Source organism: Sphingobacterium sp. JUb20, assembly GCF_004342035.1.
Taxonomy (GTDB): Bacteria; Bacteroidota; Bacteroidia; order Sphingobacteriales; family Sphingobacteriaceae; genus Sphingobacterium; species Sphingobacterium anhuiense.
The window spans coordinates 236,111-251,411 of record NZ_SLYV01000001.1 but is presented as its reverse complement, the minus strand read 5'-3'; the positions used below and the strand labels follow the sequence as shown (position 1 = coordinate 251,411).

Sequence of the window (15,301 nt, the reverse complement as noted above, 5' to 3'; positions counted from 1 at the left end):
ACTATTTAAAGTGTTTTTGCAATCACCTATTTGCAAAAACACTTAAACTTTATAACCAAAATAAATTTAAAATTATGATTAAGTTTTTCTTTAAGATTAAATTCCTGTTGAGGGTATTTGATCTAAAAACAGACTATGTGCCTTATTTTTTTATAATTTGGAGTATATGTTCCATAAACCTAGCATATGCACAAAATAAAGAAGTAAAAGGCTCGGTTAAAAGTTCGGACGGCACACCTTTGCAAGGCGCAACAGTTTTAGTCAAAGGAACCACTGCTGGAACATCAACAAACAATACAGGTGTGTTTTCATTAAGTATGAATCCCACTAATGCAACACTAGTTGTGAGTCATAAAGGATATGAAACGAAAGAAATCCAGCTCAATACTTCATCCCAAAACCTGGATATAACCCTAGTTTCCAGTGCACCTGAATACATTGATGAAGTTGTCGTAACGGGTTTTGGACTAACACAAAAAAAGGAATCGTTGACATCTGCCATTTCAACATTAGGATCCAACGATATCAAAAGATCTACTGCTTCAACAACTTCAGGAGCTTTGGTCGGTAAGATTCCGGGTTTAAACTCGCGGCAATCGGATGGCCGTCCCGGCGCAGGTACTGCCTTACAGATCCGCAATATGGGTGATCCATTATATGTGATTGACGGTGTCCAAAAAGATGCGGGTCAGTTTAATAATCTTGATTTTAACGATATAGAAAGTGTTTCTGTACTAAAAGATGCATCTGCCTCTATTTACGGTGTCCGTGCGGCTAATGGAGTTATTGTCGTCACAACAAAAAGAGGAAAAAGAAATTCTGCTAATACGGTCAATCTAATCGCTAATTACGGATTTCAGAATTTATCTACCTTTCCTAAGGCTGCAGATGCAGTCACATACATCGAAAACTATATCCAATCGGAAACTGTGCAGGGAATCAAAGATTATAAATATTCGCGCACAGATCTCGAAAAATGGAAAGCGGGTACAGAAAAAGGCTATGTTCCATTTGACTGGTATGATTATATCTGGAAGACTTCACCACAACAGTATTATTCGGTCAATGCTTCTGGAGGCTCCGATAATATTAATTATTACTTCAGTGCAGGCCATATGAACCAAGAATCTATGATTGTTAATTATGGTGGTTTTAAACGGACCAATGTGCAGATGAATGTGGATGCGCAGATTTCCAAAAAACTTAAAGTGGGCGCTTCCCTTAATGCGCGTTACGAAAACCGGACGAATCCCGGAGTGCCCGGTGGTGATGATTATTGGTTGCCAATTTTTGCTACTTATCGTAATTTGCCAACTGCTAGACCATTTGCAAACGATAATCCAAATTACCCGACATTAACCTCTACCGATCCAGGTACTAATTTCGCCTGGTTAAATTATGATTTATCTGGAAAATATACAGAAACATGGCGTGTTGCCCAATTAAATTTCAATGCAGAATATGATATCATTGATGGCTTGAAAGCAAAGGCTTTGGTAGGATATTATTATGCAAATCAAAATCTGAATAACCACGAATATACCTATAAATTATATGGATACGATGAAGCCAATGATACCTATCCGGTGATTTTTGAAAATAACAATCCATGGCGAGAAAGAAGAATGGGGCATAATGAAGAGCTAACATCCAATTTTCAGTTGGCTTATACAAAACTGTTCGATAAGCATAATTTGAATGTGATTGGTGGTTTTGAAACCATTGTCCGTAATACACCAACCACGTGGGTGCATTCCATTCCGACAGCAAACTCGTTGAACTTGATCGATTATGAAACAATGGACACTTATAACGATGATGGAAATAGGACAGAAGGTCGATTAGGTTATCTGGCCCGTATTAATTACGATTATGATAGTAAATATCTGATTGAAGTTTCGGGTCGATACGATGGTTCCTGGAAGTTTCCTCCAGGACAGCGTTGGGGATTTTTTCCTTCGGCATCATTAGGTTGGAGAGCTTCAGCTGAGAGTTTTTGGAAAGATAATTCCATATTGAATAAAATCAATGATTTTAAACTGCGTGCATCTTATGGTTTGCTGGGCGATGATAAAATTGAAGTGAATAATACTGCTGTTTATAATGCATTTGATTATTTACCAGGTTATGATTATAAGTCAGGGGGTGCTGTAATTGATGGAAAATATGTTATTGGCTCACAACCCAGGGGGCTACCAGTGACGACATTATCATGGATTAGAGCGAAAATATTGGATATCGGGCTAGATTTTGCCCTAATCAACTCTAAACTGACAGGAAGTTTTGATTATTTCAGAAGGTTGAGAACTGGATTACCAGCAAGAAGATATGATATATTATTGCCGTCGGAAGTGGGATTTAACTTGCCGTATGAAAACTTAAATTCAGATATGCATAAAGGTGTTGAAGGGATGATCAAGTGGTCAGACCGTATCGGTGAATTGAGTTACAGTGTCGCTGCGAATGCAACTTACTCTAGATTTTACGATTGGAACCAGTATAAACCGAGATTTAGTAATTCCTGGAATGTGTACAGAAATTCAATCAACGAGCGTTTCGGTTACATCAACTGGGGGCTGGAATCAGCAGGTCAGTTCCAAAGTTGGGAAGAGATCGCAAACTGGACAGTTGATAATGATAGACAAGGGAATAAAACTTTAAGACCAGGAGATATCAAATATGTAGATCAAAACGGTGACGGCGTTATCAATGGACTGGATGAGCGTCCTATTGGATACCGTGAAGACGCGACACCGATTTTGAATTTTGGTTTTAATTTTTCATTCGGCTATAAAAACTTTGATTTAGCCTTTGATTTAACTGGCGGTGGTCTGAATTCTTGGTACCAGGACAATGAGCAAAGAAATCCATTTCATGATGGGGGTAATAATGCACAATACTACATGGAAGATACCTGGAGACTTTCCGATATATATGATGCAAACAGTGAACTGATACCTGGGAAATACCCCATGTTACTGATCGGCAATACATCGCATAGTAATTATTGGAACAGTGATTTCTGGAAGCATAATGTAAAATACATTAAACTAAGAAATCTTGAATTTGGTTATTCCCTTCCGGAGAGTTTCCTGAAAAAAGCGAGTATCAAAAGAGCAAGGGTCTATTTTTCGGGACAGAATCTATTGACGTTATCTAATGTAAAAGGTGTGGATCCGGAGATCAACGCAACAAGTGGTCTGGTCTATCCGACAACGCGGATCTATAATTTTGGTTTAAACCTGACTTTTTAATTAAGGCTGTTAATTTAAAATGATAAATATGAAAAAGTTATTCAGTAATAAAATTATATGGATCGCGCTGATCGGTTTACTATCTACCGGCTGCAATAATATACTTGACCAGGACCCGGATAAGATCATCAGTGATGAACAGGTTTTTAGTGATGAAATCATGATCAATTCTGTTCTGGCTAATTTTTATGGACGTGTTCACTGGGGACAAAATACAGCAGATTCGTACAGCTATACGATTTTGGATGAAGCGGGTAAATCTGATGGCGGTCCTGATAATATCCAAAACTATGGCGATGATTTATGGCGGGTGTATGACTATACGCTCATCCGGAGTATCAATCAGTTTTTAGCTGGATTGCGGAGTACAAATGCGCTCAGTATGACTAAGAAATTGAGTTATGAAGCGGAAGCACGCTTTTTAAGAGCCTGGGTTTATTTTAATATGGCCCGCGGGATGGGCGGTATGCCGATCGTGGGGGATGAGGTTTTTGAATATACCCCTGGAGATGACATTACAGCACTGCAATATGCGCGATCAACAGAGTCGGAGATCTATAGCTATATCATTAAGGAAATCGATGAGATCCATGCTAACTTGGGTGACAGTCCGACGATAAATGCGGGTCGAATAAATAAATGGGGAGCATTAATGTTAAAAGCAAGGGCGGCTGTGTATGCCGGATCATTGGCGAATTATAACAATAAGATGCCCAATCCGATTAAAACAACAAATGGTGAAGTTGGTATCGCGGCGTCTGAGGCTCAGAAGTTTTACGAATTAGCACTTGGTGCGGCAGAGCAGGTGATCAATGGCGGTAAATATCAGCTCAGCTTGAAGAAACCGGATGATCTAAGCCGGAATTTTTACGAAGCGATTAATCTCAAAGAGAACAATGTGGAAGTGATATGGGCCAGAGATTATAAATATCCGGGACAAACGGTAGAATTTACCAAGAATAATATTGCGCCATCGCTGGCGGAAGATATTGACCGTGCATATGCAGGACCGATTTTAAATTTAGTTGAAGATTTTGAATATATCAATGATCGAAATGGGATTTTAAAAAATAAAGATGCGAACGGTAATTATATCTTCTATGATAATCCTTTAGCTATTTTCCAGGATAAAGATCCAAGACTAAGTGGTTCTATTATTTTGCCTGGATCGGTTTTTAAGGGCGAGGTGGTTACTTTGCAAGCTGGTCAGAAGATATTGCAGGGCGGGTCTTACGTAACTAAAATCGGCCAGCCTGGAACAAGTGATGCTAATGGTCTGATCACTGCGGCAAATGGGCCAATTACCTCAAACTTGCAATATGTCAATAAATCAGGCTTCTTTTTCCGGAAATTTTTAGATGAAAATCCCGGAGCTTCAACAAGAGGCCGTAATAGTGAAATGTGGTTCCCGCGGTTTAGATTTGCTGAGGCCGTCATGATCGCCAGTGAAGCGGCTTTTGAGTTAAACAATATGAGTAAAGCACTAGGCTATCTTAATCAGATCAGATCTAGAGCAGGGTTAAAGGCATTAAATACGATGTCTCTAGCAGATATTGTGCAGGAAAGAAGAGTCGAATTTGCATTTGAAGATCATCGGTACTGGGATTTAAAACGATGGAGATTGGCCGATAAAATATGGAATGGATCTACGCAAAATCCGGATGCTATACAGTATGCTTTGTTTCCCTATAAAGTTGTAGCTCCGGGAAATGTTAATCATGGCAAATGGGTTTTTGATAAACAACCTTTTACAAATTCACCGAATCCGCGATTCTTCCAAATGAAGAATTATTATAATTTCATCAATCAGGACTGGATTAATAATAATCCTAAAATGGTTAGAAATCCGTATCAATAAAACTAAATCAAAGAATATGAAAAATATATTGATTATTATGACTGTACTGTCATTACTGTTTTCTGCTTGTGGTAAAGATAATTATGACCAACCTACTTCGACAATAAGTGGGCAGGTTAGCTATAAAGGAAAGCCGATTGGGGTCAGAGGGACAGGTGAGGTTGTTAAATTACAGCTTTACCAAGAAGGATTTGAACTCAATGCTCCAGTTCAGGTTTACGTAGGCCAAGACGGAAGTTTCAAGTCTAAAATTTTTGATGGCAAGTATAAACTAATCGCCACTAATAATAATGGCCCTTGGTTAAACAGTACCGATACCGTTCGATTTGAATTGAAAGGGAGCACGACTGTCAATTATGAAGTGACTCCTTATTACACCATTGAGAATGTAAAGTTATCCTTAGATGCCAACCAAAAGCTATCAAGCAGTTTTACAATAAACAAGGTTTTTGACAATGCAAGTGTCAATTATTATATGTTGCTGGTTAGCCGTACGGCCTTTGTCGATGATGCCACAAATATTTTCCGAAAGGATTATCAGGATGGTAAAACGGAGATCAGTTTATCAGAAGATCTCAGCCAGTTAAAAGAAGTGAGTGGAAGCGGACCTCTTTTTGCCAGAGTAGGTGTTCGGGCAAATGCCGGAGATCAAGCTGTCTATTCAGAAATAATAAAAATTAAATAGTTGATGCAGTGAAATTGTGTTAAAGACCTCATGATTCATGAGGTCTTTTTTTTTCCTAAATTCTTCAGCTTAGCTATCCTTATTCACTTTCCATCCATTTGATTTCTGCTGTATTTCCCACATTTTTCTGTAAATACCATCCTGTTCCACTAATGCTTCATGTGTTCCTTTTTCTGCAATACCGCCATTATTCAATACAATGATCTGGTCTGCATTTTTAATGGTAGCCAATTTATGCGCAATTACAATTACGGTTTTAGCTTTTACAAGTTCCTGTATGGCATGCTGGATATAAATTTCATTTTCAGGATCGAGACTTGCTGTGGCTTCATCCAGCAGTATAATCGGTGCATTTTTCAATAATGCACGGGCGATGCTGATGCGCTGTTTTTGACCTCCTGAAAGTTTACTGCCACCTTCACCCACCATGGTATCCATCCCTTTCGGAAATTCCCATACGAAATCCAGTATCTGTGCTTTATCGGCCGCATCAATGATTTCTTCTAGGGTTGCGTCTGGTTTACCAATTTTGATGTTGTTATAAACAGTGTCGTCAAAGAGATATACATCTTGAAATACTTCGCTGATAAGTGTATAATACTGATCTTGATGAATATCGCGAATGTCCATGCCGCCGATTTTAATGACGCCGGTATTTACCTCCCAAAAACGAGCAATGAGCGAGGCAATTGTTGATTTTCCAGAACCAGAATGGCCTACCAAAGCGAGCATTGATTTTTCAGGAACAGTAAAACTCAGATTCTGAACGGTTAACTTATTTTGATAACCAAAACTAACATTGTCGAATACGACATCATATCGATTGGGGACAGCTTCTTTTCCCGTTTCCATGGTAGGTGTTTCCATAATAGCAACAATACGGTTGAGACTTTCATTCATGTATCGAAGCACCAGATAATCGACCATGACCACTTTAAGCGGGTTGTATAAATTATAGCCCATAATGAGGAACGTAATTAATACGGGAATGGTGATGGTATTGTTGGATAAATAGTATAATCCTAAGGCGACCATCAAAATAAAACCGATCTCGAAAACAATGCCTGCTGTGACAACAAACGGACCAGGAATAGCCTCCATACGGATACTTTTTTTTCTCAGATCTTCAAATGAATTTTCCAATCCCTTATGCTTCTCACCGGTTAATCCATAAGACTTTAAATGTCGTATGCCCTGTACATATTCTAAAAATTTTGCTCCAACAGTATTCCGGGCCGCTATTTGTTTTTTCCCTAATTTGCTGACGAAATAATTGGCCAAATATAAAAAGGGATAAATGAGTGGCAATGCTGCTAAGAGACAAAGAGCTAATCTCCAATCATAGATAAATAGGAAAATAGAAAGCACCGTGGTTCCAAAAATAGCAGAAGCCAGATTTCCAACGCTATGCCCAAAAATACCTTCAAAATTTGATACATCCTGCAGTACGATGGATGCAATTTCCCCTGGATCACGTTGTTTGAAGAAACCAAGGGAAAATTTCTGGATGCGATTTCCTAAGGCAATACGAAGTTTTGTGGACAGGTCATAGACCCATAAGTTGGATCTGACCATCGACTGCGATGCAATAAAAAATTGCACGACCAGCATGACAGCCATAATACCTACTACCGTCCATATTTTATGTACATCGGGTTGAGGAGAAAACAATTCCCATATGATGACCAGTAAAATTGCTGAAGGAGCGGCAATGAACAGGCTATGGAGTATTTCCCAAAGTATGATTTTACGCGTATCTTTTCTGTTAAAAGCGGTAACGTATTTTAGGTTCTTTATCATGTTTACTGATTTCTATTGTATGCTGTAATAAATTGAATGAATGATCGCCCTTATCATGTGAACGATGAGGCGGAATTTTATGAGGCGAAATTCCCCATGTGCACTAGATCACAAATTCCTTTGCTCTGGTATGGGCATTCCACATGCGTCCATATAAGGCACTGTTTTCCAGTAATTCATCATGTTTTCCATTATCGATTAATTCACCATGGTCAAAAACTAATATTTGGTCCGCATCAGTAATGGTACTCAATCGGTGCGCAATGATTAATACTGTCTTATCTTTGATCAACTGACTAAATGCTTGTTGTATTTTGATTTCGTTTTCGGGATCAGCGAATGCTGTTGCTTCATCTAAAATTAAGATAGGCGCATCTTTAAGAATAGCTCTGGCTAATTGAAAGCGCTGTTGTTCACCACCACTTAAGTGTACACCGGACTGTCCGAATAAGGTATCGTATCCGTTGGGTAAGCTCAAAATTAAATCGTGTATCTGCGCCGCTTTGGCCGCATCTTCGACCTCTTCACGGCTTTTTTTCATACCCATACAGATGTTTTCATACATAGTGTCCTGAAACATAAAGCTATCCTGAAATACGAATGAGACCAGACGCATGAGCTGTTCTGTAGGATAATCTCTGACATCAATACCGCCGATGCGTATTTCACCCTTGGTGACATCCCAAAAGCGGGCGAGCAATTGTCCGATGGTACTTTTTCCTGCCCCCGAAGGGCCGACCAAAGCTGTTATTGTTTTTTCAGGTACTGTAAAATTAATATTTTGAAGTCCCCAGTTTTTGTCTTGATAAGCAAAACTTACATGTTCAAATGTAATGGAGTAGTCGATAGGGTGCTGTACAGCTGCATTTTCAAGTAAATGTTCTGTATACAGCAGTTCATCGATCTGTTCAACACCACGATTGATGATGGATATTTGTATACCCATATTATTGAGGGCAAACAAAGGCTTAATGTATCCGGTCCCTAAGATCAGGAACAAGAGAAGTGTGGCAAGAGTTACACCATTCTGAAAATAGAGATAGAGTCCGAGAGCCAATACCGGTAACATCGCATTGCTCGTGAAACTCATAAATATAGCGAAACCGGGCGTACTGCTTTTAACCCATTCGCCCACAAATTTATTGAACCGTTTTATGGTGTTGCCATACTTGTCAAATGTTTCTGCAGACTGACCGAATATTTTCATGACAGGCATAGCTCTGACATATTCTACAATACCGGCATTCATTTCTTCTAAGGATTGATGATAATCCTGAATCAGTTTTTTATTTCTTCCACTGTACATTTTTGGTAACATGACGGCTAAAACTAAAAGTGGGACACAGCTGATTGCAGCCAGACGCCAGTCCTGAAAAAAAAGATAGACAATAGTAATGATGGGTAAGGCGATACCTTTTACAAAATCGGGTATTTGATGGGCGATAAAATTTTCAATGCGTTCAACATCATCAGAAAGTATTTTTTTTAATGTTCCTGAATTACGGTTATTGAGATAACCCATGGGTAATTTGCCGACCTGAGCGGTGATAAATTTACGCAGTTCAAATAATATATTGTACGCGGCGATATGGGATAATACGCCTGATAGAAAAAATACAAGCATACTGATTATGGCCGCTAAAATAGCATAGATGACATAGGTATTGACTAAGCTGAAATTGATGTTTTCTTTCGTGAGTTCACGGATAATATAAAAAACAAGAACATAGGGCACTAAGCTCAGTAGGGCATGCATGACGGATAGAAATCCTGAGACAAATAATAAACCCTTTTTTCGGCCGGCTATCTCAAGCAGACGGGCGATACCGCTTTTTTTATTTTTTTCTTCTTTCATTTGATTCGTGTTATGGCAACTATTATTAAGAATAGTTCTACATAATATTACTGTTTGGGCAAATATAGTGTGTTAAGCTAATCCGGGAAGTCTGTTAAAGGGAGTAAAAAGTCCTTGAAAGGGAGAAGTTTTTTTTCCGCAATAAATCGATCGGGCTTTATTTTTCTATATTTATGTAAGCCTTTCGTACGGAATATTTATTGCCTTCAGCATGTTAACTATTATCTTCCATTAGCACCGATCATGAAAATAGCACTTGCATCACCACCTTTCCCTAGTTAAATAGATCATGGCCTTCAACTGCTCGAAAAATTCGCAGGCGATGCCGCACGTGGAGGTGCCGGAAATCATCTGTTTCCCTGAATCATTTATACCGGGCTATCCAGGTATGGGTTATGCTATTGAAAGCCGTACTCCCGCAGCATTACAGATGGCTTTGGAAAAAGCACAACTCATTGCAAAATCGCATAACATTGCGCTTATATTGCCGATGGACGGATATATTGCCGATTGTATTTATAATTTGGCTTATGTCATTTCGGGTATGGGTGAGCTTTTAGGTTATCAGACTAAAAATCAGCTTGATCCAAGCGAAGATGAACTGTGGACAGCAGGAGTATCGCGTAAGGTTTTTGAAATAAACGGATTAAAATTTGGAATAACGATCTGTCATGAAGGTTTTCGTTACCCCGAATCTGTGCGATGGAGTGCATGCAATGGAGCTCATATCGTGTTTCATCCGCATCTAACAGGCAGTAATGAAACAGGTCAACACTATCATACATTCGGAGCGAAGGAGAATCCCTATTATGAAAAGGCCATGATGATGCGTGCCCTGGAAAATACCATTTACTTTGCCAGTGTCAATTATGCCTCCACTTATCAAGAGTCTGCTTCAGCTGTAATTGCACCGGATGGTTCCTGTGTTAAGCATCAGCAGTATGGAGAAGCGGTGGTTTTAATTGTTGATATCGATCCAGCCAAAGGTTCAGGAATGTTAGCTAAAAGGTTCAAAAGCAATTTATATTTATAAAAGGTTAAGTACTGTCTTTCAATTTTATCGGTATCTGAAATGCTGATTTAATTCAAAAAAATCAACTTTGTTATAGATAGTGTAATAAATACACAATTATATTAGCAAAATTTAAATTAATTGTATACCTTTATGATAGAGTAATAAGGGAATATATATTTTTTTTATCAAAGTAATCTGTTTTTCCAAACATTACCACTAACCTTTTTCATTAAAATAAAGTAAATTAAAAAAGAAAAATGAACTTAGACCTAAAGAGCATTTTTTATTCTGAAGCGGATATTCCGTCAGAATTTAATCTAGCTGAACAATTGGATCAACGTGTTTTCCTTTCAAATGGAGCATTACTTCCTTGGGCAGGAGAGGTGAACGAAGTGTTTTCGCCTATTTGTATACAGACAAAAGACGGACTTCAGCGAAAGCGCATCGGTAGCTACCCGGTATGTACAGTTAAGGAATCGATGGAAGCATTAGATGCTGCTGTAAATGCTTTTGACAACGGACGTGGCGAATGGCCGACGATGAGTGTTGCCAACAGAATTGCCTGTGTTGAGCGTTTTACACATAAAATGTTAGAGCAAAAGGATACTGTTGTTAAATTGATTATGTGGGAAATCGGTAAGTCGTATGCAGATTCTGTAAAGGAATTTGATCGTACCGTAGAATATATCTATGCCACTATCGACGCTTTAAAGGATATTGACCGCGATTCATCCCGCTTTCAAATCGAGCAAGGAATTATTGCCCAAGTGAGAAGATCGCCACTTGGTGTGGTACTTTGCATGGGACCTTTTAATTACCCGCTGAACGAAACTTTTACAACGTTGATCCCCGCTTTGATCATGGGTAATACGTTATTATTCAAACCACCTAAGCATGGTACTCTTTTACACTATCCGTTGTTAGAGGCTTTCCGTTCTAGTTTTCCTAAAGGAGTTGTCAATACCATTTATGGTAGAGGAAATAAAATCGTACCGCAACTGATGCAATCTGGCAAGATCAATGTACTGACTTTGATCGGATCAAGCAGAGTTGCTGATGAGTTAAAAAAGCTTCATCCTAAAGTGAACCGTCTACGTGCAATTCTAGGATTAGATGCCAAAAATGCGGCTATAGTAACCCGTGATGCTGACTTAGACCTTGCAGTCAAAGAAACAGTATTGGGTGCGTTATCTTTTAACGGTCAACGATGCACTGCGATTAAAATCGTATATGTGCACCGTAGTCTAGCTCAGGAATTTTTGAAAAAACTGACTGAAGAAGTGTCACGACTGAAGTACGGTATGCCTTGGGAGAGTGGAGTAGCACTTACACCGCTTCCTGAAGTGAATAAACCAGCTTATTTAACAGAGTGTATTGAAGATGCAAAGCAGTTCGGAGCGAAAGTGATCAACCCGAATGGTGGTGAAGTATTGGAGTCATTTGTTTATCCGGCTATTGTTTATCCTGTCAATGAGCAGATGAAATTATACCGTGAAGAACAATTTGGTCCAGTTGTTCCAGTTGTTCCTTTTGATGATCTGGAAGAACCAATTGAATATTTAATCGGATCCTCTCACGGACAGCAGGTGAGTATATTTAGTAATAATGCGGCTGTTATTTCTTCTTTGATCGATCCTTTGGTCAATCAGGTAAGTCGTGTAAATATCAATTGCCAATGTCAACGTGGACCAGATATTTTTCCATTTACAGGAAGAAAAGATAGTGCTGAAGGAACTTTGTCTGTTGTCGATGCGCTAAGATCTTTTTCTATCCGATCATTAGTAGCTACTAAAAATACAGAGCACAACAAAGATTTGTTAAATGATATTGTGAGTGAAAATAGATCTAATTTCTTAAGCACCAAGTATATATTTTAACGATATGACAGCTATGCTCATCTCGATCGGGAGAAGCATAGCGGTGTATTATTGTCATAAATCGGGGCGTTTCCCTTGAAAATTTACGTACAGACTTGTACGAAAATAACTTGGAATCACAACGGTAACTATCAAAAAGGCGAAAGATTATCTTTCGCCTTTTACTGTTAACTATATTTCTTTTTTACTGCTGCTACACCATCTTCTACGATCTTTCTGAGAACAGCTTCATCAATATCAGAAAGCCGTTTGACGTATATACAGGATTTGCTCATTTTATATTTCCCGAGTTGCTCAAGATCGTATTTTTGTTCATCATCACAGGTATAGAGATACAATGATATCGCAGGTTTTCTTGGAGAAAAACCGACCAAAGGCGCATCACCTTCATGGCCACTGGCATATTTGTAATGGTAGCTGCCAAAACCAATGATACTTGGTCCCCACAAAGTTGCGGGCTGTGCTGTAATCTCTTCCATAATTTTGATCAGCTTATAACTGTCGACCCTTTTCTGTTGATCAGGTATCTGTTCAATAAATTGCGTAACAGATTCATCTGTGGGCATTGTTTTGTTCTTCGCCATATTTTATAAGATAGGAGTGAGCTTATAACCTTTCGCAGTTAAGAGTTTCAATAAACCTTCATTGCCAACCAGATGTCCTGCACCGACTGCAAATAGATGTGAAGATTGCGTCATCTTAGCGGGCATTTTGTTGATCCAATTGTTGTTGCGCTTGGTTAAGAAATCAGCTTGTTCTTCTTTGGACATATAACTGCTGTCATAAATTACTGTTTCCAAATCTTTTAGATTTTCGGCCTTGTAAGCAGTGACCATCTTATTCGATACAGCTGGCATTTCATCAATTTTTTCAAGGTATTTTAGTAAATCGGATGCCTTAAACATGCTGTTTAACATGTCGATCTGAAATTTCAGTGTTTCTAAATCATCTATTTTTTTGTTTGCTGACGCCGCTAATGTCTGGATGTCCGCCTCCATGGTTTTAACATTTCTAGGGTCGGAGCAATTCATTGATTTTAAACTCAAGATAGAAACAAAGACAGCAGGGGACATCATCTCTAACATTTTAACGGATAGGCCCTGTGAAATCAGAATGCTGTCAATTTTTAATAGTTCACCCTGACTTAATCCTTTCAGAAAACTCGTGTCAGGTTTCATCATTTCAGGAATAAGTGCTTTATTTTCTTCTGATGCAAGATTTACTTCGAAAGTTACAACATCGACCTGCGGTATTAGGTTTTTAATTTTATCTTTTAATATATAATCGTCCTCACACATAATGTGCATCGTACCCAATAAATAAGAGTCTTTCTTTAATCCATTTCCTGATATTTTCCACAGGACGGTATTATCTTGTGCGTGAACAGTAAAGGTGGCTACGATAAAGGCTATGATAGCCATAAGGCATATTTTTTTCATATAAATAAGTTTTTAATACACTATAAGTATGTGAAAAGCATAAAATGTTACAGCGTGATAGCAAAAAAGCTTTATAAATTAAATTATAAAGCTTTTTGAGGCATTTTTTTACGCTATCACTCGCGTCTCAACGGTTACTTGTGAAAGGAGTATTTTATGAATGGGGCAGGCGTTGGCGATCGCTTCAATGCGCCCCTTCTGCTTATCATCAAGATTGCCTTTGTAGCTAATTTTTCTGATAAATTTCGTTTCTTTTTTATCTTCTGACTGTTCAATATCAACTTCTACATCGATAGGACCAATATCCCATTCCTTTCGGTCAGTATACATTTTTAAGGTAATGGCTGTACAGGATGCCAAAGATGCCGCTAATAACTGCTGCGGATGAAATCCGAGGTCAAGACCACCTTTTTCTTCTGGTTCGTCTACAATAATGCTGTTTTTTCCTGCAGTTACTGTTGTTTTATATTTATCTATACCGATAGTAGCTTTAGCGCTATTCATGATGTTTATTTGTTTAAATAAAATTCTGGAAGTGGAATATTTCCTGTTTCATTCGGAACTTCTGGAAATCTATTGTTGATCCAGTCTTGCTTTGCTTGTTCTAATCTTTCTTTGGAGGAGCTCACAAAATTCCATAAAATATACCGTTCCTCGGGTAAAGGTTCTCCTCCGAAAATATAGATTTTTGAATTTTCACCGATTTCAAATTCACATAATTTAGCATCTTTAGCGACCAATAAATGTTTAGATTCAAATGTTGTTCCGCTATCTGTAATGGTACCATCTAAAATATAAAGACCCGATTCGCCGTATAAATCGTTGCCGATGCTGATCTTTGCCTTGTTTTTAGATTTAATTTCGATGAAATATAATTTGCTGTATACGGATACAGGTGATTTTTTTCCAAAGGCTTCACCCGCAATTAAGGTATAGCTGACCCCATTTTCATCTTCCCAATGTGGTAAATCTTCGGCATTGGTATGTTCAAAAGATGGTTCGCACTCTTCAAGTTCTTTTGGTAATGCTACCCAGATCTGAAGGCCATGTAACACTTTATCGGTATGTCTTAAGTATTCGGGAGTACGCTCAGAATGGGTTACGCCTTTACCCGCAGTCATCCAGTTTACCGCTCCGGGTTTTATCTCCATTTCGGTACCTAGACTATCGCGGTGCATAATTGCTCCTTCAAAGAGATAGGTTAGGGTTGATAAGCCAATATGAGGATGTGGACCGACATCGAGGTTTTCATATTCATTTAATGCCGCAGGGCCCATATGATCAATAAAAGTAAAAGGCCCAACCATTCGCTTTTGACGAAAAGGCAATAAACGACCAACCATAAAATTGCCGATATCTGCGGCCCGTTCTTCTATAATAATACCAATGTTAGACATAGCTATGTTATTTTAAAATCTTATTGTATGAAACAGTTGTCATGTATTTTAGTTTTGGTGTCAGCAAAACCATATTCAATAGGTTATCGCTAGGGATACTGATAAACACATGCCAGAGAAC

Annotated in this window: 11 protein-coding genes; 5 read left to right on the top strand and 6 right to left on the bottom strand. The window is 38.5% G+C overall.

Annotated elements, in window-relative coordinates; all coding sequences use genetic code 11:
- Positions 1-74 precede the first annotated feature (74 nt).
- From EDF66_RS01080 to EDF66_RS01070, 3 genes are read left to right on the top strand one after another with little or no spacing between them, the layout of a single operon-like run.
- A complete protein-coding gene (locus tag EDF66_RS01080; RefSeq protein ID WP_132839916.1) occupies positions 75-3,254 on the top strand; it encodes a SusC/RagA family TonB-linked outer membrane protein in 3,180 nt (1,059 codons plus the stop codon).
- Between the two features lie 28 nt (positions 3,255-3,282).
- Complete coding sequence (locus EDF66_RS01075) at positions 3,283-5,112, top strand: RagB/SusD family nutrient uptake outer membrane protein (protein WP_132839914.1); 1,830 nt, start codon at positions 3,283-3,285, stop codon at positions 5,110-5,112.
- A gap of 16 nt (positions 5,113-5,128) precedes the next feature.
- Positions 5,129-5,797, top strand: coding sequence for a DUF3823 domain-containing protein (locus tag EDF66_RS01070; protein ID WP_132839912.1), 669 nt, complete (start codon positions 5,129-5,131; stop codon positions 5,795-5,797).
- A gap of 69 nt (positions 5,798-5,866) precedes the next feature.
- Here the strand turns inward: EDF66_RS01070 and EDF66_RS01065 are convergent, their stop codons facing one another.
- Positions 5,867-7,597 (bottom strand): ABC transporter ATP-binding protein, encoded by a 1,731-nt coding sequence (locus EDF66_RS01065; RefSeq protein WP_132839911.1) that lies wholly within the window; start codon positions 7,595-7,597, stop codon positions 5,867-5,869.
- Positions 7,598-7,700: 103 nt separating this feature from the next.
- The gene (locus EDF66_RS01060) at positions 7,701-9,452 is read right to left on the bottom strand and encodes an ABC transporter ATP-binding protein (RefSeq protein WP_207898376.1); all 1,752 of its coding nucleotides are present in this window, start codon (positions 9,450-9,452) and stop codon (positions 7,701-7,703) included.
- Between the two features lie 289 nt (positions 9,453-9,741).
- Between EDF66_RS01060 and EDF66_RS01055 the strand changes: the two genes are divergently transcribed.
- Together EDF66_RS01055 and EDF66_RS01050 are read left to right on the top strand one after the other, a co-directional pair.
- Positions 9,742-10,485 carry a carbon-nitrogen hydrolase family protein gene (locus EDF66_RS01055; RefSeq protein ID WP_243655967.1) on the top strand — a complete coding sequence of 248 codons (744 nt, stop codon included), beginning with the start codon at positions 9,742-9,744 and terminating at the stop codon, positions 10,483-10,485.
- A gap of 239 nt (positions 10,486-10,724) precedes the next feature.
- Positions 10,725-12,344 carry an NADP-dependent glyceraldehyde-3-phosphate dehydrogenase gene (locus EDF66_RS01050; protein ID WP_021188556.1) on the top strand — a complete coding sequence of 540 codons (1,620 nt, stop codon included), beginning with the start codon at positions 10,725-10,727 and terminating at the stop codon, positions 12,342-12,344.
- Positions 12,345-12,511: 167 nt separating this feature from the next.
- On the opposite strand, the gene EDF66_RS01045 is transcribed toward EDF66_RS01050, so the two are convergent.
- From EDF66_RS01045 to EDF66_RS01030, 4 genes are all read right to left on the bottom strand, one after another.
- The gene (locus EDF66_RS01045) at positions 12,512-12,928 is read right to left on the bottom strand and encodes a DUF1801 domain-containing protein (protein ID WP_132839909.1); all 417 of its coding nucleotides are present in this window, start codon (positions 12,926-12,928) and stop codon (positions 12,512-12,514) included.
- Between the two features lie 3 nt (positions 12,929-12,931).
- The gene (locus EDF66_RS01040) at positions 12,932-13,783 is read right to left on the bottom strand and encodes a TraB/GumN family protein (RefSeq protein WP_132839907.1); all 852 of its coding nucleotides are present in this window, start codon (positions 13,781-13,783) and stop codon (positions 12,932-12,934) included.
- Positions 13,784-13,891: 108 nt separating this feature from the next.
- Positions 13,892-14,287, bottom strand: a complete 396-nt coding sequence (locus EDF66_RS01035; RefSeq protein WP_021188554.1) for an OsmC family protein — start codon at positions 14,285-14,287, stop codon at positions 13,892-13,894.
- 5 nt (positions 14,288-14,292) lie between these two features.
- Positions 14,293-15,180 (bottom strand): pirin family protein, encoded by an 888-nt coding sequence (locus tag EDF66_RS01030; protein WP_021188553.1) that lies wholly within the window; start codon positions 15,178-15,180, stop codon positions 14,293-14,295.
- Positions 15,181-15,301: the final 121 nt, after the last annotated feature.